Raw genomic sequence first — 19,648 nt, forward strand, 5'->3', positions numbered from 1 at the left:
CCCCCCCCCCCCCCCCCCCCCCCCCCCCCCCCCCCCCCCCCCCCCCCCCCCCCCCCCCCCCCCCCCCCCCCCCCCCCCCCCCCCCCCCCCCCCCCCCCCCCCCCCCCCCCCCCCCCCCCCCGGAGGCGCGCCGGCTCACCACGCCTCCGGCAGGTCGACCAGCAGCCGGCGGCGGGCGGCGTCGGCCGGCAGCGGGTCGGGCCACAGCGGCGGCAGGTAGCCCGAGCGCGGCCCGTACTCGACGGCGTAGCGCTCGTTCGGCCAGGTCAGGAAGCCGTCGCGGTACAGCGGGTTGGGCGCCAGCGGCGGCAGCGGTTCGCCCAGGTCGGCCGGCGCGGGGGTCCGCGGGTCCCCGGCGACCAGGGCCACCGCCTCGCTGGCGCGCAGCTCCGCGGGCGGCGCCGGGCGCGGCGGGCGGCCCTCGAGCAGCGAGCGGGTCAGCTCGTCGTCGTCGTAGAGCAGGCCGGTGCCCAGCACCCGCGCGTAGTCCTCCGGCGGCAGCGGCTCCCCGTGCGGGTCGGCGACGTGCGCGTGCCCGACGACGACGGTGCCGCCGTCCCCGGCCAGCGCGCGCATCGCCGCGGCCGCGGCCGGCTTGTCGCGGAGGAAGTAGAAGGCGTCGTGGCACATGACGTACGCGGGGGTGCCGACGGCGAGCGACGGCGCGGCGGTGAGGTCGGCGCACACGTAGCGCGCCGACGGGCAGACGAACCGCCGCGCCAGCCACAGCTTGGCCCAGACGACGTCGACGCCGAGCAGGTCGCGCACCCCGCGGCGGGACAGCTCGCGCAGGTGCGCGCCGATCCCGCAGGCGACGTCGACCACCGGCCGGTCCCCGGGCCAGTGCGCCTGCAGCAGCGCGAGGCCGGCCAGGTGGGTCGGGTCCGACCAGCGGTGCGCGAAGTAGTCGGCGACCCGTCCCATGCCGAGCAGGGCCATCGCCTCGCGCAGCGTGCGCGCGAAGGGGACCAGCGCCAGCTGCTCCGGCGGGGGCGGCGGCGCGGTCCACCAGTCGTCGGCGTCGGCGAGCAGCAGCACCCGCGCCCGGTCGGCCTCCCCGGCGGCCACCAGCCCGGCGACCTCCGCGCGCAGGTCGTCGCGGCCGGCGCGGGCGAACGGGATCCCGTCGACGACGGGGACCTCGACGGCGAGGCTCACAACCCGGCCGCTCCCAGGACCTCGAGGTGGTAGCCCTGTACCGGCCCGGCGTGCACGAGGTCGAGGTCGTCGAGCGCCTGCGCGGCGGTGAAGGCCGCGGCCCGCGCGTGGTGGTGCACCTGCAGCACCCGGTCGAGGACGTCGGCGGCGTGGAAGGCCCGGGCCTCGGGCACGTCGGCGCCCGGCCGCAGCGCCAGCACCCCGCGCACCCGGTCCGCCAGCGCGTCCGGCAGCGCGGCCAGCTCCCGCTCCTCGAGCGTGGACATCACCCGCTCCAGCGCGTCACCGAGCAGCACCTCGCCGGCGAACCCGGCGTCGGGCAGGACGACGTTGTGCAGGTGGTGGGCGAGGCCCAGCAGGAACGGCGCGACCGGGTCGGCGCCGACCACCGGCGCGACCAGCACCCCGTAGACGGCGACGGTCAGGCAGTGGTCGCCGTGGCTCTCCGGCGGCTCGACCACGATCCGCGGCTTCCCGGGCGCGGTCGCGCCCGCACGCGGCTGGGCGTTGAGCGCACCGGCCAGGGCGGGCGGCGCCGCCGGCGCCGGCAGCGGGCCGAGCGCGGCGCGCAGCCGGTCCCGCAGCCCCGCGTCCAGAGGGCCGGCCACCTCGTCGAAGCCGCGGCGCAGCACCGCCAGGGCCTCGTCGCCGGAGAGCCCGGCGGCGGTCAGCACGCCGGCGTCGACGCCGGCCAGCCGGGCGCGGGCGACCGCGGCCGCCGTCTCCGACCACACGACGCCGGCGACGTCCTCGCCCGCCACCAGCCGCGCCCAGGCACGGGCGAAGGCCTGCTCGGCGAGCGAGCCGGGCGTGCCGGCGACGCGCACCCGCTTGGCGTCGCCGATCTCGGCCAGCAGCGGGCGCAGCGCGGCGATCGGGGCGAGCGTCCCGGCGGGGGAGGGGGCGAGTCCGGTCACCGCGCGGGGGCGCCGGCGGCCAGCCACTCGAGCAGCGTCGCCTCCTGCGTGTGGAACGCGTGCTCGGGGACGCTGCCGTCGGCGGTCATCGGGGCCTTGAAGAACCAGCCCAGCTGCCTCTGGATCCCGCCCTCGCCGCGCTGCTGCGCGAGGTCGGTGAGCCGGGCGAGCTCCAGCGCCAGGGGGGCGGCGAGGATCGAGTCGCGGCACTGGAAGTCGACCTTGACCTGCATCCGCTGCCCGAGGAAGCCGACCAGGTCGATGGCGTCCCAGGCCTCCTTCTGGTCCCCGCGGGGCCGGTAGTAGTCGATCCGGACCACGTGGTCCTCGACCGGGTAGCCGAGGATCGAGTCCAGCACGCTGCCCTTGGTCTGCAGCTTGCTGTTGAGCGAGTCGGGGTCGTCGAGGGCCAGGCCGTCGCGGTTGCCGAGGATGTTGGTGGAGTACCAGCCCTCGACGGTGAGCGAGCGGGCGCGGAACGCCGGCGCGAGGACGGTCTTCATCATCGTCTGGCCGGTCTTGCCGTCCTTGCCGGCGACCGGGACGCCGCGCTGCTCGGCCAGGGCGACCAGCGCCGGGACGTCGGCGGCCAGCGACGGCGTGAAGTTGACGTAGCCGACGCCCTCGGTGATCGCGGCGTAGGCGTAGACCATCGCCGGGGTGATCGCGCGGTCGTCGGCGTCCAGCCCGGCCTCGAACGCCTCGACCGTCTGCAGCGCGGGCGCCGTCGGGTCGGGCCAGCGCTCGGTCGAGGCGAGGTTGACCAGCACCAGGCCGTCGAGGGCCTCCTCCTCGCGGAACCGCCGCAGGTCGGCGCGGACGGCGTCGACCTGGTCGCGGCGGGTCTCGGCGAGCACCACGTTGCCGCCGGTGACGTTGCGGCAGAAGTCGGCATCGCCGGCGGCGGGCCACGGGGTCAGCGCCGACAGCGCGGGCCCGGCCTGCTCGAGCTGGCGGGAGTCGAGGACCGCGTGCTGCTCGGCGGCCTTGCGCAGGTCGGACCCGTCGAGGTCCCAGCCGCGGACGACGAGCGCGTCGTAGCCGACCAGGCCGGTGGTCTCCTCGACCGGCCCGCCGGCCACCTCCAGCCCCGCGAGCGGCAGCCCGTCGGTGCCCGCGGCCCCGATCCGGAGGAGCTCCAGCCCGGCGACGGCGGTCGTGGCGACCGCGCCCCCGAGTCCGACCACAGCGACGCCGACGCGACGGGGACCTTGCGACACCACGACCTCCGCACTCCTGCCGGTGGACCGGCTCCACCTGGGCCGACCCTGGCACAGCGGTTGTGCACTCGCTGGGTGAGTTCAAGATTCTTGCGTTCGACCCGGTCGCGCACGGCGTGTCCTGGACGCGGGGGCCACGATGGGGGCAGGACCCGAGCCGGGAGGTGCCGCCGTGACCGTGCCCCACGCCGACGAGACCCGCGCCGCGATGGTCGTCCCGCGCTTCGCCGTCCGGCAGCGGATCACCGTCATGGTCAACCGCTACGAGGTGCGCGCCGTCGGGCCGGACGGCACCGAGGGCGAGCTGCTGGCGATGGCGCAGCAGAAGCGGCTCAAGCTCAAGGAGGAGGTGCTGTTCACCGCCGACGAGGAGCGCACCCGGCCGGTCTTCTCCTTCCGCGCCCGCCAGCGCCTCGACGTGCACGCCGAGCACGACGTCCTCGACGAGCAGGGCCGCCCGCTCGGCACGTTCAGCAAGCGGTTCGGCGCCAGCCTGCTGCGCTCGACCTGGGACCTCACGGTGCCCGGGCTGACCGCCGTCGGCCGCGAGCGGCGGCCGGTGATCGCCGTGCTGCGGCGGGTGTGGGAGGTCATCCCGTACGTCGGCGACGTCTGGGTGCCGTTCGTCTTCCACTTCGACTTCGTCGACACCGCCACCGGCCGCCCGGTGCTTGTCGTCGAGCGGCGCAAGTCGGTCCGCGACCGCTACGACGTCACCGTCCCCGACCCCCGGCTGGACTTCCGCGTCGCCGCCGCCATGGCCGTGGCCCTCGACGCGCTGCAGTCGCGATGACGGAGTTCCTCGACGACTTCGACGGTGACGACCTGGACCGCGACGTCTGGGTCCCGCACTACCTGCCGCAGTGGAGCTCCCGTGCGGCGACGGCGGCCTGCCACGAGGTCCGCGACTCCTGCCTGCGGCTGTACCTGCCCGACGACACGCCGCTGTGGTGCCCCGGCGACCACCCGCCGCTGCGCGTCTCGGGCATCCAGTCCGGCGTCTTCTCCGGGCCGGTCGGCAGCACGGTCGGGCAGCAGCCGGTGCGTCCCGGGGCGGTCGTCCGCGAGGAGCAGCCGGCGCACTGGGGCTGGACGCCGCGGTACGGGCGGCTGGAGATGCGCGCCCGCGCCACCGTGACCCGGCGGTCGATGGTCGCCTGGTGGCTGGTCGGGCTGGAGGACGCGCCCGAGCGCTCGGGCGAGCTGTGCGTGATGGAGGTGTTCGGCGACGCCGTCGACCCGGTCGAGGGCGCCGCCGTCGGGATGGGCACCCACCCGTTCCGCGACCCGCGGCTCGCCGAGGACTTCGCGGCGCCCCGGCCCGGCATCGACGTGTCGGGATGGCACACCTACGCCGTCGACTGGCGGCCCGACGGCGCGGCCTTCTCCGTCGACGGGCAGGTGGTGCGCGAGGTCGCGGTGACGCCGGACTACCCGCTGCAGTCGATGGTCGCCGTCTTCGACTTCCCGGAGAAGGCGGTGCCGGGGGAGCCCTACGTCGTCCCCGAGCTCGTCGTCGACCGGTTCCGCGGCCGCTGACTCAGACGGGCAGCGGGAAGACCAGCAGCGAGCTCGACGCCGTCGCGACCACCTTGCCGGCGGCGTCGGTGACCTGCCCCTCGGCGAAGGCGACCCGGCGGCCGGGCTTGACGACCGTGCCGACGGCGGTCAGCGGCCCGCTGGCCTGCGTGACCGCCCGCAGGTAGGTCACCTTCAGCTCGATCGACGTGTAGCCGACGCCGTGCGGCAGCGTGGTGTGCACCGCGCAGCCGGCGACGGAGTCCAGCAGGGTGCAGACCAGCCCGCCGTGGACGACGCCGATCGGGTTGTAGACCGACTCGTCGACGGCGCAGGCGAACTCGACCCGGCCCTCCTCGACGGCGACCAGGTCCATCTGCAGCAGCTGCGCGATCGGGGGCGGCGGCAGCACGCCGTCGCGCACCGCCTCGAGCGTCTCCAGCCCGGAGCGCTCCCGGCCGCCGGCCGCGGTGACCATCGGGTCGAACCAGGTGACCGTCCGGGAGCGCGGCTCGCCCCACGCGGCCGGCACGCCGGTCGCCGGGTCGGCCTCAGTGCTCATGCGTCTCGTCCGCCGGCAGCCCGGACAGGGCGCGGCCGGCCGGGGTCAGCACCCGCTCGACCCGCGAGGAGTTGACCGGCTCGCCGCAGGTTCGGCACACCCACTCGGCGTCGACGGTGTGCTCCTCGTGCCCGGCCGGCGCGTGGCTCAGCCGCACCGGTGGCTCCTCGGCAGCCCAGCGGTCGCCCCACTGCAGCAGCGCCTGCAGCACCGGCAGCAGGTCGCGGCCGGACGCGGTGAGGTGGTAGCCCGAGCGGGGCGGGGAGTCGCTGTACCGGCGGCGCTCGAGCACGCCGGCGGCGACCAGCGCGTTGAGCCGCGCGGTCAGCCGGTCCCGGGGTGCCCCGGTGCCGCGGGCGATGTCGCTGAAGCGGTGGTTGCCCAGCGAGACCTCCCGGACCACCAGCAGCGACCACCGCTCGCCGACCAGTTCCAGGGCGGCGGCGATCGTGCACGGGCGGCCGGGCAGGTCCGCGAGGTCGTAGAGCGCGGTCACGTCGTCAGTTTGCACCTCGAACCGACCCGGCGCCACCATCGGGCCCCGTAGAACACCGACGGGCGGGGACCCGTGGGGGTCCCCGCCCGTCGCGGTGGTGCCGGGGTCAGCTCTTCGGCCGTGCGCCGGCGCGCAGGGCGCCGAGCAGGTCGTGGTTGAGCCGGGAGATGTTCTCCATCGAGATGCCCTTGGGGCAGCTCGCCGAGCACTCGCCGATGTTGGTGCAGCCGCCGAAGCCCTCGAGGTCCTGCTGGTGGATCATGTTGACCACGCGGTCGTTGCGCTCGGGCTGGCCCTGCGGCATGAGCCCCAGGTGCGTGACCTTCGCGGCGGTGAACAGCATCGACGAGGCGTTCGGGCAGGCCGCCACGCAGGCGCCGCAGCCGATGCAGGTGGCGGCGTCGAAGGCGGCGTCGGAGTCCTTCTTGGCGACCAGGATCGAGTGCGCCTCGGGGGCGGTGCCGGTCGGGGCGCTGATGTAGCCGCCCGACTGGATGATCCGGTCCAACGCCGACCGGTCGACGGCGAGGTCCTTGATGACCGGGAACGCCGTCGCCCGCCACGGCTCGACGTCGATCGTGTCGCCGTCCTTGAACGACCGCATGTGCAGCTGGCAGGTGGTGGTCTGCGGGTGGTTCTCGAACAGGCCGTTGCCGTGCGCGCGGCCGTTGATCATGACGCCGCACGACCCGCAGATGCCCTCGCGGCAGTCGTGGTCGAAGGAGACCGGGTCCTCACCGTCGAGGATGAGCTGCTCGTTGAGCACGTCGAGCATCTCGAGGAACGACATGTCCGGGGAGACGTCGGTGACCTCGTAGGTCACCATCTGCCCCTTCTCCGCCGCACTCCGCTGACGCCAGACACGCAGCTTGAGGTTCATTACTTGTAGCTCCGCTGGGCGAGGTGGACGTACTCGAACTCGAGGTCCTCCTTGTGGAGGACCGGCGGGACGCCCTCGGGCGTCCACTCCCAGGCCGCGACGTAGGCGAAGTTCTCGTCGTCGCGCAGGGCCTCCCCGTCGGGGGTCTGGCTCTCGGCCCGGAAGTGACCACCGCAGCTCTCGTTGCGGTGCAGTGCGTCGACGCACATGAGCTCGGCGAGCTCGATGAAGTCGGCGACGCGGCCGGCGTGCTCCAGGCTCTGGTTGAAGCGCCCGGCCTCGCCGGGGACCTTCACGTTGGTCCAGAACTCCTGCCGGATCTCGGGGATCCGGTCGAGCGCCTTGCGCAGGCTCTCCTCCGACCGCTCCATGCCGCACAGGTCGAACATCAGCCGGCCGAGCTCGCGGTGGAAGGAGGCGGTGGTCCGGGTGCCGTTGATCGACAGCAGCTTCTCGGTCTGCGCGCGGACGCCCTCGAGCGCCTCGACCGCGGCCGGGTGCTGCGGGTCGACCGCACCGAACGGGCCGGAGGCCAGGTAGTCGTTGATCGTGTTCGGCAGCACGAAGTAGCCGTCGGCCAGGCCCTGCATGAGGGCGCTGGCGCCGAGCCGGTTCGCGCCGTGGTCGGAGAAGTTGGCCTCGCCGATCACGAACAGGCCGGGGATGTTCGACTGCAGGTCGTAGTCGACCCACAGGCCGCCCATCGTGTAGTGCACGGCGGGGTAGATCCGCATGGGGACCTCGTAGGGGTCCTCACCCGTGATCTGGGCGTACATGTCGAAGAGGTTGCCGTACTTGGCCTCGATGGCCGGCCGGCCCAGCCGCTGCATGGCCTCGGCGAAGTCGAGGTACACGCCCAGGCCGTTGGGGCCGACGCCGCGGCCCTCGTCGCAGACGTTCTTGGCCTGCCGCGACGCGATGTCGCGGGGGACCAGGTTGCCGAACGAGGGGTAGATCCGCTCGAGGTAGTAGTCGCGCTCGTCCTCGGGGATCTGCCGCGGGTCACGGGTGTCGCCGCGCTCCTTGGGCACCCACACGCGGCCGTCGTTGCGCAGCGACTCGCTCATCAGCGTGAGCTTCGACTGGTACTCGCCGTGCACCGGGATGCAGGTCGGGTGGATCTGCGTGTAGCAGGGGTTGGCGAACAGCGCGCCCCGCTTGTGCGCCCGCCAGATCGCCGTGGCGTTGGAGCCCTTGGCGTTCGTGGACAGGTAGAAGACGTTGCTGTAGCCGCCGGTGGCGAGCACGACGGCGTCGGCGAAGTGCGTGCTGATCTCGCCGGTGATCAGGTCCCGCGCCACGATGCCGCGGGCCCGGCCGTCGACGACGATCAGGTCGAGCATCTCGGTGCGCGGGAACTGCTCGACGGTGCCGGCCGCCATCTGCCGCTCGAGGGCCTGGTAGGCGCCGTAGAGCAGCTGCTGGCCCGTCTGGCCGCGGGCGTAGAACGTCCGCGACACCTGGGTGCCACCGAAGGAGCGGTTGTCGAGCAGGCCGCCGTACTCGCGGGCGAAGGGCACGCCCTGCGCGACGCACTGGTCGATGATGTTGACGCTGACCTCGGCCAGCCGGTGCACGTTGTCCTCGCGGGCGCGGAAGTCCCCGCCCTTGACCGTGTCGTAGAACAGCCGGTGCACCGAGTCGCCGTCGTTGCGGTAGTTCTTGGCGGCGTTGATGCCACCCTGCGCGGCGACGCTGTGCGCCCGGCGCGGGCTGTCCTGGTACCAGAACGACTTGACCTTGTAGCCGGCCTCGCCGAGCGTGGCGGCGGCCGAGCCGCCGGCCAGGCCGGTGCCGACGACGATGACGGTCAGCTTGCGGCGGTTGGCCGGGTTGACCAGCTTCGCCCGGAAGCGGCGCTCGCTCCAGCGCTCGCCGATCGGGACGTCGCGGGGGGCCTTGGTGTCGGTGATCGGGGCACCGACGGTGAACAGGTCGAGGGCCATGAGAGGTGCTCCTACTCGATGATGCCGACGAGGACGCTGAGCGGCGGGATCAGGAACCCGGCGGTCAGGACGACGGCGAAGACGGTGGCGAACGCGTTGACCGTGCGCTCGCGCGTCTTGTTGCTCTGCCCCAGCGTCTGGGTGGCGCTCCAGATGCCGTGGCGCAGGTGGAAGCCCAGGGCCAGCAGCGCGACGACGTAGACCAGGGTGACGAACGGGTTGGAGAACCCGGCGATCGCGCGGTCGTAGGGCGTGGAGTCGGGGCCCTCGGGGTTCGCGACCCCCAGCGTGAGGTCGAGGATGTGGTAGACGATGAACAGCGCCAGGATCACGCCGCCCCAGCGCATGGTGCGCGAGGCGTAGCTCTGGGCCACCGCCTTGCGGGCCACGTACTGGGTGGGCCGGGCGCGCTTGGCCTGCCGCCACAGCGAGATCGCGGCCCACGCGTGGGCGACCACCGCCACCAGCAGGACGACGCGGATGATCCACAGCAGGGTCTGGCCGGGGACGGCCGGCTCGCCGATCCGGCGGATCCACTCCGAGTAGCCGTTGAAGGTCTCCGCGCCGGCGAAGAGCTTCAGGTTCCCGACCATGTGCGCGACCAGGTACAGGACCAGGATGATCCCGCTGACCGCCATCACGGCCTTCTTCGCGACCGAGCTGGTCTTCGCGACCTTCGGGGTCCGCCGCTGGCCCGAGTTCGTCACCGTCACCACGGCACCAAAGTTAGGCTCCATGCCCCCGTGTCGGCCATGTGAACACGACGTGACTCACCTCTCGTAAGGGAACCCTCAGCCCTGGTCAGGACGTTGGTGTCCGCCTGCCGGGGCGTGGGAGCGTGTCGGCACACCCACCCCATCGGAGGAGGACGCGTGGCAGGACCGACCCGGGGCTTCCTCGGCCGACGGCGCGAGCGCGACCCGCGGCTGCCCCCCGGCCAGTACGACGTCGGCCGCGACTGGCCCGTGCTGACCGCCGAGCCCACCCCGCGCATCGCGCCGGAGACCTGGAGCATCACCGTCGACGGCCGGGTGGAGAACCCGACCACCTGGACCTGGGACGACGTCCACCGTCTCCCGCCCTCGGACTACCGCGGCGACATCCACTGCGTCACGACGTGGTCGAAGTTCGACACGCACTTCGCCGGCGTCAGCGTGGACACCCTGCTGGAGGCCGCGCGGCCCACCGCCGACGCGCACTTCGTCATCGCGACGTCGAAGACCGGCTACACCACCAACCTGCCGCTCGAGGACGTCACCGGCGGCCGGGCGTGGATCGTCTGGGAGTTCGACGGCCGGCCGCTGCCGGTCGAGCACGGCGGCCCGGTGCGGCTGCTCGTGCCACACCTCTACTTCTGGAAGAGCGCCAAGTGGGTCACCCGGCTGACCCTCCTGCAGCGCGACCAGCAGGGATTCTGGGAGCAGAACGGCTACCACGACCGCGGCGACCCGTGGCGCGAGCAGCGGTACCAGGGTGATTGAGCCGGGCACGCACCCCGGCCTCCGCCGGCGGGCGCCCGCCGGCGGCTGGCGCACGGCGACCGTGCGCAAGGTCGACCGCCCCACCCCGCACACCGTCCGGCTGCGGCTGGAGGTGCCCGACCGCGTCGACCACCTGGCCGGCCAGCACTACGTCGTCCGGCTCACCGCGGAGGACGGCTACCGCGCCCAGCGGTCCTACTCGCTGGCGTCGGCGCCGGGGGACCCGCTGGTGGAGCTGCTGGTCGAGCGGCTCGACGACGGCGAGGTGTCCACCTACCTCGCCGACGTCGTCGAGCCCGGTGACCGGCTCGAGGTCCGCGGGCCGATCGGCGGCTGGTTCGTCTGGGAGGGCGACGGGCCGGCGCTGCTCGTGGGCGGGGGCACCGGCGTCGTGCCGTTCGTGTCCATGCTGCGCACCGCCCGCGAGCTGGGCCGCGAGGACCTGCTGCGGATCGCCGTCTCCACCCGCACGCTGGCCGAGCTGCCCTACGGCGACGAGCTGCGGGCGGCCGGGGCGCTGGTGGTCACCACCCGCGAGCCCTCGGGGATCCGCCCCGCCGGGCGGCTGACCGCCGCGGACCTCGTGCCGCTGTGGGAGCCGGGCCAGACCGCCTACGTCTGCGGGTCGACGCCGTTCGCGGAGGCGGCCAGCCAGCTGCTGGTCGGCCTCGGCGTGCCGGAGCCGGACGTGCGGGTGGAGCGCTTCGGCCCCAGCGGCTCGTCGGGTTGACCCGCCTCGCGGCTCAGCGGCGGGCGCGCAGCCAGGAGCCGAGGGCCACGCCGGCCAGCGCCCAGAACGCGCCGGCGCCCACGCCGGCGAGCACGATCCAGAACGGGACGCGCATCTCGTCCTCGTCGGTGCGTCGGGTCGGGACGGGGCCGGGAGCGTCGGTCATGCCGGCGAGCCTGGCCCCCTGCTCCCACCGGGTCCAGGGGCCGCGCGGTCCGTGACCTGCGTCGCGGACGAGAATCGGTGCCATGCCGAGCGCCGTGCCGTCTGCCGTGGCCACCGCCGTCGAGGACGTCGACCCGGGGCTGCGCGAGGCCCTGCTGGCCTGCTGGACCGACGTCTCCAACGCCGGCGGCGCGGTCGGCTTCGTCCCCCCGGTCGGCCGGGACGACGTCGCGCCGGTGCTCGACGCCCTGCTCGAGCGGGTGTCGCAGGGCCGCGAGCGGGTGGTGGTGCTGCGGGCCGACGGCGAGCTGGCCGGCTGGGCGGTGCTGTCGCTGTCGGTCAGCCCGCTGCGCCGGCACTGGGCCACCGTGCTGCGGGTGCAGGTCCACCCGGACCGGCAGGGGCAGGGGCTGGGCCGGGCGCTGATGACCGGGGTGCACGACGCCGCCCGCGACCTCGGGCTGGAGATGCTGCACCTCACCGTGCGCGGCGGCTACGGCCTCGAGGGCTTCTACCAGGGGCTGGGCTACCGCGAGTTCGGCCGGATGCCCGGCGCGATCCGGGTCGCCGCCGGCGACGACCGCGAGGAGGTCCACCTCTACGTGGAGCTGTAGCCCGCCGCCGGGTCGGTGCCGGCGACGGTGCCGCGGGTGGACAGCACCGCCAGGCGGGCGAACAGCTCCTCGGCGTACCAGCCCTCCTGCGCCGTCCGGCGGACCACGGCGGCGTGCTCGGGGCGGTCGTAGGCGAAGGCGTTGAGCGCCGACGCGGAGTCCCAGACGCTGAAGGTGCCCTGCAGGCCCAGCGGCGCCTCGCCGATGCCGACGGCCATGCGCAGGCCCGGCGCCCGGTGCAGGTCGGCCGACACCGGCGGCACCGCCGACCAGAACCGCGCCGCCCGGCGCAGCACCAGCCGCGCCCGGGTCACCGCGGCCACCGGCCCGTCCCAGCGCTGCGGCCGCGGCCGGCCGAACGGCTCGCGGCCCGACCACAGCCCGCGCGCCGCCAGCGGGCGCAGCCGCGCCGCCCACTCCTCGTCGGCGATCCGCCGCCAGCTCGCGGCGACGGGGGAGTCGTCGAGGGCGTCCGCGGCGGCGTCGTCGTCCCAGACCGCCAGCAGGCCCCAGCGGCGCGGGTCGGCGTCGCGGACGGTGAAGGTCCGCCCGTCGCCGGTGCCCAGCAGCTTGGCGAACCGCAGCCCCGGCAGGCGGGCGAGCGCCGGGCGGACCGAGGCCATCCGCAGCACCGCCCGCGGCACGGCACGGCCCGGGACGCCCCACAGGTGCAGGGTCACCGCTTCCGGCCCGGGTGGACGCACGCGGCCGAGGGTAGGTGCGCGCGGTGACCGACCAGCGGCGGATCCAACTCGGCGACACCGACGCCCCCGCGGAGGACGAGGTCGTCCAGGCCTTCGACCGGGTGGTCAGCCAGGGCGCGCAGCGGCTGCACCGCACCTGGCGGGAGGTGCTCACCACCGGTCTCGCCGGCGGCCTGGAGGTGGCGATCGGCGTCCTCGTGCTGCTCGCCGTCTACGCCGAGACCCGCAGCCACCTGCTGGCCGGGCTGGCATTCGGCGTCGGCTTCGTGGCCCTGCTGCTGGCCCGCAGCGAGCTGTTCACCGAGGGCTTCCTGCTGCCGGTGACCGCCGTCGTCGCCGGCCGGGCGAGCTGGTCGCAGCTGGGCCGGCTGTGGGCCGGGACGCTGGCGGGCAACCTCGTCGGCGGCTGGCTGGCGATGTGGGTGGTGGTGCACGGCTTCCCGCAGCTCGGGCCGACCGTCGTCGAGTCGGCGCGGCACTTCGTCGAGTCGCCGCTGGACCTGCGCGCGGTGTGCCTGGCCTTCCTCGGGGGCGTCGTCATCACGCTGATGACCCGCATGCAGAACGGCACCTCCGCCGATGGCGCCAAGATCGTCGCCGCGTTCGCGGGCGCGTTCGTCCTGGCCGGGCTGCAGCTGTTCCACTCGGTGCTGGACTCGCTGCTGGTCTTCGGGGCCCTCCACACCGGCACCGCGCCGTTCGGCTACGCCGACTGGCTGGCCTGGTTCTGGTACGTCACGTTGCTCAACATGGCCGGCGGGCTGATCGTGGTCACCCTGCTCCGGCTGGTGCGCAGCAAGGAGCTGCTCCAGCGGGAACGCGCCGCGGCCGCCGGCGAGTGACCTGCCGGGCTCCCCGGCGCGCGGTCGGCACACTGGCGGCGTGATCGAGGTCGACGGGCTGACCAAGCACTACCGGGCGCGGGTCGCCGTCGACGACGTGAGCTTCACCGTGCACCCGGGCCGGGTGACCGGCTTCCTCGGCCCGAACGGCTCGGGCAAGACGACGACGATGCGCTGCGTCCTCGGCCTGACCCGGCCCACCACCGGGACGGCGACGGTGCTCGGCGTGCCCTACCGCGACCTCGACGTGCCGATGCGGCGGGTCGGCGCGCTGGTCGACCCGCGGGCGCGCCACCCCGGGCGCACCGCGTACGCGCACCTGCTCGCGCTGGCGCAGGGCAGCGGCCTGCCCGCCTCGCGGGTGGACGACGTCGTCGAGCTGGTCGGCCTCGGCGCGGTGGCACACGAGCGGGTGCGCGGCTTCTCCCTCGGCATGGGGCAGCGGCTCGGCATCGCCGCGGCGCTGCTCGGCGACCCCGAAGTGCTGCTGCTCGACGAGCCGGTCAACGGCCTGGACCCGGAGGGCATCCGCTGGGTGCGCGGGCTGCTGCGCGACCTCGCCGACGAGGGCCGCACGGTGCTGGTGTCCAGCCACCTGATGAGCGAGATGGAGGACACCGCCGACCACCTGGTCGTGCTCGGCCGCGGCCGGCTGCTCGCCGACGTCCCGATGGCCGACCTGCTCGGCCGGCACGCCGCGGTGCGGGTGCGCAGCCCGCAGGCGCCGCTGCTGGCCGCCGCGCTGCGCCGGGCCGGGGCCGGGGTGGCGCCGGAGACCGACGGCGCGCTGCGGGTGGAGGGCCTGGCCCCGGCCGCGGTGGGCGACGTCGCCTTCGCCGCGCGGGTGCCGGTGCACGAGCTGACCCCGGTGGTCGCCTCGCTGGAGGCGGCCTACCTGGAGCTGACCGGCGAGGACGTCGAGTACCGGGCGGGCGCGGCGTGAGGGTCGGCCCGGCGGCGGTGCTGCGCGCCGAGTGGACCAAGCTGCGGACGCTGCGCTCGACCTGGTGGTGCAGCGCCGTCTACCTGCTCGTCGTCGGCGCGTTCGGGTGGCTGGCCGCGGCCACCACGCCGACGGCACCGGACGCGGACGCCGCGGTCGGCGTCGCGCTGATCGGCTTCGCCTTCGGCCAGGTGGCGCTCGTCGTCCTCGGGGTGCTCGCGGTCACCGCCGACCTGGGCGGCGGGATGGCGCTGTCCTCGCTGGTCGCCGTGCCGCGCCGCACCCGGCTGCTGGTGGCCAAGACGGCCGTCGTCGCGGCGTGGGCGGCGCTGCTCACCGCGCTGCTGGTGGCCGCGTGCGCCCTGGCCGCGCGGACGCTGGTCGCGGTGCCCGGCGGCGTCCCCCTGGACGACCCGGACGTGCTGCGGTCGGCCGGCCTGCAGGTGGCCGGCGCGGTGCTGGTCACCGTGCTCGCCGCCGGGCTCGGGGCGGTGCTGCGCTCGACCGCGGGCGCCGTGGGGCTGGGCGCCGCGCTGGTGTTCGTGGCCCCGCCCGCGCTGGCGCTGGCCGGCGGCCGGACCGCCGAGCTGCTGTCGCAGGCGCTGCCGGCGCTGCGGGTGGGCGAGGAGTCCTTCCTCGCCGTCCCGACGAGCTGGCCGGTGGGCCTGGCGGTGTCGGCGGCGTGGGCGGTCGCGGCCTGGGCGCTGGGCGCGGGCCTGCTCGAGCGCCGCGACGTCTAGCCGAAGGCGACGGCGCGGAAGGCGTCGAACACCGCCGGCGGCGCAGGCGAGGACCACATCTGGTTGGTCAGCAGGACCGCGGTGGTGCCGGTGACCGGGTCGGTCCACCACGTGCTGCCCAGCCCGCCGTCCCAGCCGAAGGAGCCGGCGTGCCGGCCGCCGGGCTCGTCGGTGCGCCGGACGCCGAGGCCCAGGCCCCAGCCGCCGCCCTCGTCGTCGACCGGGCCGGCCTGCTCGGTGAGCAGCGCCCGCACCGTCGGCCCGCGCAGCACCGGCTCCCCGCCGGCGAGCAGCACCCGCGCGAGGACGGCGAGGTCGTCGACGGTGGAGACCAGGCCGTCCCCGCCGTCGGGGAAGGGCGGCGGGGAGGCCCACTGGCCGTCGGCGGGGTCGTACAGCTCCCGGTGGCCGCGCTCGTCCGGCGGCGTCCAGTGCGGACCGAACCGGCCGCGGGCCGGCGCCGGGACGCCGAAGCCGGTGTCGGCCATCCCGAGCGGGACCAGCACCCGCTCGGTGAGCACCTCGGGCAGCGGCCGGCCGGCGGCACGGGCGACGAGGACGCCGAGCACGCTCGCGCCGGCGTGGTAGAGCCAGCGCTCGCCGGGCTGGTACGCCAGCGGGACGCCGGCCACCCGGCGCAGCCACTCGTCCGGCGGGGGAGCGGCCTGCGGCGCCGGCGGCCCGACCGGCAGGCCCGCCTCGCCGAGCGCGGCGACGGTCGGGGTGGGCCACGGCGCGGTGAAGTCGATGCCCAGGCCTAGCCGGGACGTGAGGACGTCGCGGACCGTGACCGCCCGCCGCGCCGGCACCGTGCCCGCGGCCGCGTCGGCGGGGTCGGCGAGCACCCGCCGGCCGGCCAGCTCGGGCAGCAGCGCGTCCACCGGCTCGTCGAGGGCCAGCGTGCCGTCGTCGACGAGGGTGAGCGCGGCCGTGGCCACCACCGGCTTGGTCACCGAGGAGATGCGGAAGACGGTGTCCGGCGCCACCGGGTCGTCCCCACCCGGGGTGTGGGTGCCCGCCGCGCCCCGGGCCACCTCGTCCCCGCGCCGCACCAGCCACGCGGCGCCGGGCACCACCCCGGCCGCCACGGCGCCGACCACCACCTGCTCGATCTCCTCGGCCAGACCCATGCACGGGTGACCGCCCGGTGGGCCCGGGCTCATCGGTCGCGGGCGGCCCGGCGCAGCGTCGCGCGGTAGCGGGCGGTGGCCAGCCGCTGCAGGGCCCAGCTCACCGGCGGCACGAGGCGGGCGGCGGGGGAGGCCAGCCGGGAGAACACCCGGATCGAGGCGACGACGTCGCCGCCGGGGTCGAGCCGGACGGTGAAGCACTCCTCGCCGCTCTCGGGGTGGCCGGGCAGCGAGCCGTAGGCGAAGCCGCGCTCGTCGCCGGTCGTCGACGCCCAGACGACCCGGCAGGGGATGTCATAGCCCAGCCGCGGCAGCCCCGCGGTGAGGACGACGACCGTGCCCACCTCGCCAGGCGACCCGGTCGCGCGCACCCGGAGGCCGGTGCTGCGCTGCGGCGCCCAGGCGAACACCGCCGCGGCGACCCGCTCGAACGCCGCGCGGCCGGAGCCGACGACCTCGGTCCACGTGCCGGTGCGGTAGCCGGCGGGGAGCTCGGCGGCGCGCGTGGCGCCGACCTCGGCATAGGTGAGCGGCGCGTCGCGCAGGCCCTCGGGCGACACGGCCCGGAACAGGCCCATGGGCCCAGTCTGGACCGGCGTAGGTTGACCGGCACTGTGCTGCCCGCCGTCACCGCCACCCGCTACGTCACCCCGCTGCGCGAGGGTGGCTCGCTGCCCGGGCTCATGGAGGCCGACGACCTCGGCACCTACGTGGTCAAGTGGCGGGCCGCCGGCCAGGGCGTGCGGGTGCTGGTGGCCGAGGTGGTCTGCGGCGAGCTGGCCCGGGCGCTGGCGCTGCCGGTGCCGGCCCTGGTCACCGTCGACGTCGTCCCGGAGCTGGCCGTCGGCGAGCCCGACCCCGAGGTGCAGGAACTGCTGCAGCGCTCGGCCGGGCGCAACCTCGGGCTGGACTACCTGCCCGGGGCCCTGGACTTCGAGGCCGGGGTGGGCGAGGTGGAGCCCGAGCTGGCCGGCCGGGTGCTGTGGTTCGACGCGCTGGTGGGCAACGTCGACCGGTCCTGGCGCAACCCCAACATGCTGTTCTGGCACGGCCGGCTGCAGCTGATCGACCACGGCGCCGCGCTCACCTTCCACCACAACTGGCCGGGGGCGCCGGCCGCCGTCGCCCGCTCCTACGACGCCGCCCAGCACGCGCTGGTCGAGTGCTCGCCGGACCTGCGCGCCGCCGACGCCGACCTCGGGCCGCGGGTCACCCGGCCGCTGCTGGAGCGGGTGCTGGCGCAGGTGCCCGACGACTGGCTGGAGGGACCGGAGCCCGGCGAGCCACCGGCCGCCGTCCGGGAGCGGTACGTGGGGCAGCTGCTGGCCCGGCTGGCCGCCCGGGACGCGTGGCTGCCCGGGGTGGTGGCCGCGGCCGCCGCGGGCGCGGGCGGACGCCGCCGGTCGCCGCGCGGGGAGAACCGGCCGGCGTGGCTGGGCCCGCCCCCGCCGCCGGGGGTGACCCAGCGGTGAGCCGGGAGACCTTCGAGTACGCCGTCCTGCGGGTGGTGCCGCGGGTGGAGCGGGGCGAGGCGCTCAACGCCGGCGTCCTCGTCTACTGCCGGCAGCGCGACTACCTGGGCAGCCGGGTGCACCTCGACGTCGACCGGCTGCGCGCGCTGGACCCGACCGCCGACCCCGCTGCCATCGGCCGCGCGCTGCAGGCCGCCGCCGACGTCTGCGCCGCCGACCCCGCCGCCGGCGCCGCGGGCCGGGAGGCGCTGGGCTCGCGGTTCCGCTGGCTGACCGCGCCGCGCAGCACCGTCGTCCAGCCCGGCCCGGTGCACACCGGGCTCACCGAGGACCCCGACGCCGAGGCCGACCGCCTGCTGCGCCTGCTGGTGCTGCCGGTCAGCGACGAGGGCTGACGGGTCGGTCCTCCGCGACCGGGGCGGGGCCCTCGGCCCGCTGCTTGAGCGCCGCGCCCATGGCGTGGAACGCCGCGAGCCGGTGGCGGTTCAGGGACCGGACGAGCAGCGGGGCCAGCAGCCCCCCGAACCGGTCCTGCTGCCACAGGCGCACGCCCCCGTCGTGGTCGGTGAGGGTCACGGTGTGCTCGACGTCGAAGAGGCCGGGGACGCCCAGCCGGTCCAGCCGGCTCCACACCCGCAGCCGCCGGAGGGGGACCACCTGCCGGACCGTGGGCCGCAGGTGCGACCGGAGGAGGGCGTTCCCTGGCGGCACGCGGACCGACAGCCGGCCTCCCGCGACGACGTCCCCGTCCGCCGCGGTGACGAACGGGTTCCACTCCGCGTAGGCGGGCAGGTCGGTGAGCACCCGCCACACCCGCTCGGGGGTGGCGTCGATGTCGACGGACGTCCTCAGCTCGGCGGCCATCGGGACCATCTCCTGATCGGGGTGCCCGCGCCACGGCGGCGCCCGTGTCCGCGGGGCCGGCGTCAGCCCGGGAGCAGCTCGTCGATCCGGCGGGCGAGCTCCAGGTCGAGCGCGGTCACCCCGTCCGCGGAGTGGCTGACGAGGGTGAGGTGCAGCGTCCGCCACCGCAGGTCGACGTCGGGGTGGTGGTCCATCTCCTCGGCGACGTCCGCGATGGCGACGATCGCGGCCACCGCGGCGCGGAACGAGGCCAGCTGCACCGTGCGGTGCAGGCCGGTGACGTCACCGGACCACAGCGGCAGCGCGCGCAGGCCGGCCGCGACCTCGTCGGGGGACAGGCGGGGCGGCCGGGGCACGTCGGGATGGTCCTACAGGTGCAGCCCGCACTCGGTCTTGCCGCGGCCGGCCCACCGCCCGGCACGCGGGTCCTCGCCCGGCGCGACCGGGCGGGTGCACGGCGCGCAGCCGATCGAGGCGTACCCGATCTCCTGCAGCGGGTTGACCGGCACCCGGTGTTCGGCGATGTAGGCGTCGACGTCGTCCTGCGTCCAGGCGGCCAGCGGGTTGACCTTCACCATGCCCCGCTTGGCGTCCCAGTCGACGACCCTCGTGCCGGCGCGGGTGGCGGCCTCGTCGCGGCGGACGCCGGAGCCCCACGCGGCGTAGCCGGCCAGCGCGCCGGCCAGCGGCTGCACCTTGCGCAGCGAGCAGCACAGGTCCGGGTCGCGGTCGTGCAGCGCCGGGCCGTGCTCGGCGTCCTGCTCGGCGACCGTCCGCGGCGGCGTCACGTTCACGAGCGTGATCGGCAGGACGCTGCTGATCCAGTCGCGCGTGCCGATCGTCTCGGCGAAGTGGTAGCCGGTGTCGAGGAAGACCACGTTGACCCCGGGCACCGCCCGGGAGGCCAGGTGCGCAAGGAGCCCGTCGGCCATCGACGAGGTGACGGCGAAGTCGTCGCCGAAGGTCTCCCCGGCCCAGCGCAGCACGGCGAGGGCCTGCTCGACGGGGTCGGCGATGCCCTCGAAGCGGGCGTCGGCCTCGGCGGCGAGCTCCGGCGTCGGCCGGACGGCGGTCGTCATGCCTGCACTCCTGTCCCGGTGAGCCGGACGGTGAAGGTCCGCAGGCACGCGGCGCAGTGCCACTCACCCTCGTCCCCGTGCGGGGTCAGCTCCTCGTCCCCGCAGTACGGGCAGTGGAACACGGGCAGCTGGCGCTGGCTTCCCGCGCGGCCGCCCGTGTCCTCCGCCTCCTCGCTCACAGCAGCCC

General features: G+C 75.7%; 26 protein-coding genes. 10 read left to right on the plus strand and 16 right to left on the minus strand.

All coding sequences use genetic code 11. From position 1 onward, the window contains the following. Positions 1-135 precede the first annotated feature (135 nt). From ACI798_RS21605 to ACI798_RS21615, 3 genes are read right to left on the minus strand one after another with little or no spacing between them, the layout of a single operon-like run. Positions 136-1,158 (minus strand): methyltransferase domain-containing protein, encoded by a 1,023-nt coding sequence (locus tag ACI798_RS21605; protein WP_457048919.1) that lies wholly within the window; start codon positions 1,156-1,158, stop codon positions 136-138. Further along, positions 1,155-2,075 (minus strand): hypothetical protein, encoded by a 921-nt coding sequence (locus tag ACI798_RS21610; RefSeq protein ID WP_457048920.1) that lies wholly within the window; start codon positions 2,073-2,075, stop codon positions 1,155-1,157. The genes ACI798_RS21605 and ACI798_RS21610 overlap by 4 nt, the downstream gene beginning before the upstream one ends. Continuing rightward, positions 2,072-3,262: an inositol-3-phosphate synthase gene (locus ACI798_RS21615; protein ID WP_457048921.1), complete on the minus strand. Its 1,191-nt coding sequence runs from the start codon at positions 3,260-3,262 to the stop codon at positions 2,072-2,074. The genes ACI798_RS21610 and ACI798_RS21615 overlap by 4 nt, the downstream gene beginning before the upstream one ends. Positions 3,263-3,467: 205 nt before the next feature. Here ACI798_RS21615 and ACI798_RS21620 point away from each other — a divergent pair, with 205 nt between their 5' ends. Beyond that, the gene (locus ACI798_RS21620; protein WP_456943399.1) at positions 3,468-4,088 is read left to right on the plus strand and encodes a hypothetical protein; all 621 of its coding nucleotides are present in this window, start codon (positions 3,468-3,470) and stop codon (positions 4,086-4,088) included. Further along, positions 4,085-4,834, plus strand: coding sequence for a glycoside hydrolase family 16 protein (locus tag ACI798_RS21625; protein ID WP_457048922.1), 750 nt, complete (start codon positions 4,085-4,087; stop codon positions 4,832-4,834). Before ACI798_RS21620 ends, ACI798_RS21625 begins: the two co-directional genes overlap by 4 nt. Before the next feature lies 1 nt (position 4,835). Here the strand turns inward: ACI798_RS21625 and ACI798_RS21630 are convergent, their stop codons facing one another. The 5 genes from ACI798_RS21630 to ACI798_RS21650 form a co-directional block, all read right to left on the minus strand. Beyond that, positions 4,836-5,375 (minus strand): PaaI family thioesterase, encoded by a 540-nt coding sequence (locus tag ACI798_RS21630; protein WP_456943401.1) that lies wholly within the window; start codon positions 5,373-5,375, stop codon positions 4,836-4,838. Next, complete coding sequence (locus ACI798_RS21635; RefSeq protein WP_456943402.1) at positions 5,365-5,871, minus strand: winged helix-turn-helix transcriptional regulator; 507 nt, start codon at positions 5,869-5,871, stop codon at positions 5,365-5,367. Before ACI798_RS21635 ends, ACI798_RS21630 begins: the two co-directional genes overlap by 11 nt. Before the next feature lie 106 nt (positions 5,872-5,977). After that, positions 5,978-6,751, minus strand: coding sequence for a succinate dehydrogenase/fumarate reductase iron-sulfur subunit (locus ACI798_RS21640; protein ID WP_456943403.1), 774 nt, complete (start codon positions 6,749-6,751; stop codon positions 5,978-5,980). Next, positions 6,751-8,697 (minus strand): fumarate reductase/succinate dehydrogenase flavoprotein subunit, encoded by a 1,947-nt coding sequence (locus tag ACI798_RS21645; RefSeq protein ID WP_457048923.1) that lies wholly within the window; start codon positions 8,695-8,697, stop codon positions 6,751-6,753. The genes ACI798_RS21640 and ACI798_RS21645 overlap by 1 nt, the downstream gene beginning before the upstream one ends. Positions 8,698-8,708: 11 nt before the next feature. Then, positions 8,709-9,404, minus strand: coding sequence for a succinate dehydrogenase cytochrome b subunit (locus tag ACI798_RS21650; protein ID WP_456943405.1), 696 nt, complete (start codon positions 9,402-9,404; stop codon positions 8,709-8,711). Between the two features lie 165 nt (positions 9,405-9,569). On the opposite strand from ACI798_RS21650, the gene ACI798_RS21655 reads away from it, so the two are divergent. Together ACI798_RS21655 and ACI798_RS21660 are read left to right on the plus strand one after the other, a co-directional pair. After that, a complete protein-coding gene (locus ACI798_RS21655; protein WP_456943406.1) occupies positions 9,570-10,178 on the plus strand; it encodes a sulfite oxidase-like oxidoreductase in 609 nt (202 codons plus the stop codon). Further along, positions 10,171-10,908 (plus strand): FAD-binding oxidoreductase, encoded by a 738-nt coding sequence (locus ACI798_RS21660; protein WP_457048924.1) that lies wholly within the window; start codon positions 10,171-10,173, stop codon positions 10,906-10,908. Before ACI798_RS21655 ends, ACI798_RS21660 begins: the two co-directional genes overlap by 8 nt. A 13-nt stretch (positions 10,909-10,921) precedes the next feature. Here ACI798_RS21660 and ACI798_RS21665 read toward each other — a convergent pair whose 3' ends face one another. Then, positions 10,922-11,074 (minus strand): hypothetical protein, encoded by a 153-nt coding sequence (locus ACI798_RS21665; protein WP_456943408.1) that lies wholly within the window; start codon positions 11,072-11,074, stop codon positions 10,922-10,924. An 82-nt stretch (positions 11,075-11,156) separates the two neighbouring features. Here ACI798_RS21665 and ACI798_RS21670 point away from each other — a divergent pair, with 82 nt between their 5' ends. Then, positions 11,157-11,687 carry an N-acetyltransferase family protein gene (locus ACI798_RS21670; RefSeq protein ID WP_457048925.1) on the plus strand — a complete coding sequence of 177 codons (531 nt, stop codon included), beginning with the start codon at positions 11,157-11,159 and terminating at the stop codon, positions 11,685-11,687. Here ACI798_RS21670 and ACI798_RS21675 read toward each other — a convergent pair. Beyond that, positions 11,672-12,391, minus strand: coding sequence for a monooxygenase (locus tag ACI798_RS21675; protein WP_457048926.1), 720 nt, complete (start codon positions 12,389-12,391; stop codon positions 11,672-11,674). The genes ACI798_RS21670 and ACI798_RS21675 overlap by 16 nt on opposite strands. Positions 12,392-12,414: 23 nt before the next feature. Between ACI798_RS21675 and ACI798_RS21680 the strand changes: the two genes are divergently transcribed. The 3 genes from ACI798_RS21680 to ACI798_RS21690 are packed head-to-tail and all read left to right on the plus strand — an operon-like array spanning position 12,415 to position 14,916. Then, positions 12,415-13,233 (plus strand): formate/nitrite transporter family protein, encoded by an 819-nt coding sequence (locus tag ACI798_RS21680; RefSeq protein ID WP_457048927.1) that lies wholly within the window; start codon positions 12,415-12,417, stop codon positions 13,231-13,233. A 40-nt stretch (positions 13,234-13,273) separates the two neighbouring features. Further along, positions 13,274-14,176, plus strand: a complete 903-nt coding sequence (locus ACI798_RS21685; RefSeq protein ID WP_457048928.1) for an ABC transporter ATP-binding protein — start codon at positions 13,274-13,276, stop codon at positions 14,174-14,176. After that, on the plus strand, positions 14,173-14,916 hold the full coding sequence (locus ACI798_RS21690) for a hypothetical protein (protein ID WP_457048929.1): 744 nt from the start codon (positions 14,173-14,175) through the stop codon (positions 14,914-14,916). The genes ACI798_RS21685 and ACI798_RS21690 overlap by 4 nt, the downstream gene beginning before the upstream one ends. Here the strand turns inward: ACI798_RS21690 and ACI798_RS21695 are convergent. Beyond that, on the minus strand, positions 14,913-16,046 hold the full coding sequence (locus tag ACI798_RS21695; RefSeq protein WP_457048930.1) for a serine hydrolase domain-containing protein: 1,134 nt from the start codon (positions 16,044-16,046) through the stop codon (positions 14,913-14,915). The genes ACI798_RS21690 and ACI798_RS21695 overlap by 4 nt on opposite strands. A 29-nt stretch (positions 16,047-16,075) precedes the next feature. After that, positions 16,076-16,624, minus strand: a complete 549-nt coding sequence (locus ACI798_RS21700) for a DUF1990 family protein (protein WP_456943415.1) — start codon at positions 16,622-16,624, stop codon at positions 16,076-16,078. 24 nt (positions 16,625-16,648) lie between these two features. Between ACI798_RS21700 and ACI798_RS21705 the strand changes: the two genes are divergently transcribed. Beyond that, positions 16,649-17,518: a HipA family kinase gene (locus tag ACI798_RS21705; RefSeq protein ID WP_457048931.1), complete on the plus strand. Its 870-nt coding sequence runs from the start codon at positions 16,649-16,651 to the stop codon at positions 17,516-17,518. Then, a complete protein-coding gene (locus ACI798_RS21710) occupies positions 17,515-17,913 on the plus strand; it encodes a DUF3037 domain-containing protein (protein ID WP_456943417.1) in 399 nt (132 codons plus the stop codon). The genes ACI798_RS21705 and ACI798_RS21710 overlap by 4 nt, the downstream gene beginning before the upstream one ends. On the opposite strand, the gene ACI798_RS21715 is transcribed toward ACI798_RS21710, so the two are convergent. The 4 genes from ACI798_RS21715 to ACI798_RS21730 all read right to left on the minus strand — a co-directional run bounded on the left by ACI798_RS21715 (position 17,897) and on the right by ACI798_RS21730 (position 19,640). After that, positions 17,897-18,382: an SRPBCC family protein gene (locus ACI798_RS21715; RefSeq protein WP_457048932.1), complete on the minus strand. Its 486-nt coding sequence runs from the start codon at positions 18,380-18,382 to the stop codon at positions 17,897-17,899. The two genes, ACI798_RS21710 and ACI798_RS21715, sit on opposite strands and share 17 nt — an antisense overlap. Before the next feature lie 62 nt (positions 18,383-18,444). Further along, entirely contained in the window at positions 18,445-18,738 is a 294-nt protein-coding gene (locus ACI798_RS21720; RefSeq protein WP_456943419.1) for a 4a-hydroxytetrahydrobiopterin dehydratase, read from the minus strand. Between the two features lie 12 nt (positions 18,739-18,750). Further along, on the minus strand, positions 18,751-19,461 hold the full coding sequence (locus ACI798_RS21725) for a phosphoadenylyl-sulfate reductase (RefSeq protein WP_456943420.1): 711 nt from the start codon (positions 19,459-19,461) through the stop codon (positions 18,751-18,753). Next, complete coding sequence (locus tag ACI798_RS21730) at positions 19,458-19,640, minus strand: hypothetical protein (protein ID WP_457048933.1); 183 nt, start codon at positions 19,638-19,640, stop codon at positions 19,458-19,460. The genes ACI798_RS21725 and ACI798_RS21730 overlap by 4 nt, the downstream gene beginning before the upstream one ends. Positions 19,641-19,648 lie beyond the last annotated feature (8 nt).

This window comes from Geodermatophilus sp. SYSU D01045, assembly GCF_054050295.1.

Coding starts and splice junctions, on each gene's coding strand:
- ACI798_RS21715 (WP_457048932.1), bottom strand. CDS start 18,382: ATGGCCGCCGAGCTGAGGACGTCCGTCGACATCGACGCCACCCCCGAG.
- ACI798_RS21665 (WP_456943408.1), bottom strand. CDS start 11,074: ATGACCGACGCTCCCGGCCCCGTCCCGACCCGACGCACCGACGAGGAC.
- ACI798_RS21725 (WP_456943420.1), bottom strand. CDS start 19,461: ATGACGACCGCCGTCCGGCCGACGCCGGAGCTCGCCGCCGAGGCCGAC.
- ACI798_RS21645 (WP_457048923.1), bottom strand. CDS start 8,697: ATGGCCCTCGACCTGTTCACCGTCGGTGCCCCGATCACCGACACCAAG.
- ACI798_RS21695 (WP_457048930.1), bottom strand. CDS start 16,046: ATGGGTCTGGCCGAGGAGATCGAGCAGGTGGTGGTCGGCGCCGTGGCG.
- ACI798_RS21640 (WP_456943403.1), bottom strand. CDS start 6,751: ATGAACCTCAAGCTGCGTGTCTGGCGTCAGCGGAGTGCGGCGGAGAAG.
- ACI798_RS21625 (WP_457048922.1), top strand. CDS start 4,085: ATGACGGAGTTCCTCGACGACTTCGACGGTGACGACCTGGACCGCGAC.
- ACI798_RS21670 (WP_457048925.1), top strand. CDS start 11,157: ATGCCGAGCGCCGTGCCGTCTGCCGTGGCCACCGCCGTCGAGGACGTC.
- ACI798_RS21630 (WP_456943401.1), bottom strand. CDS start 5,375: ATGAGCACTGAGGCCGACCCGGCGACCGGCGTGCCGGCCGCGTGGGGC.
- ACI798_RS21700 (WP_456943415.1), bottom strand. CDS start 16,624: ATGGGCCTGTTCCGGGCCGTGTCGCCCGAGGGCCTGCGCGACGCGCCG.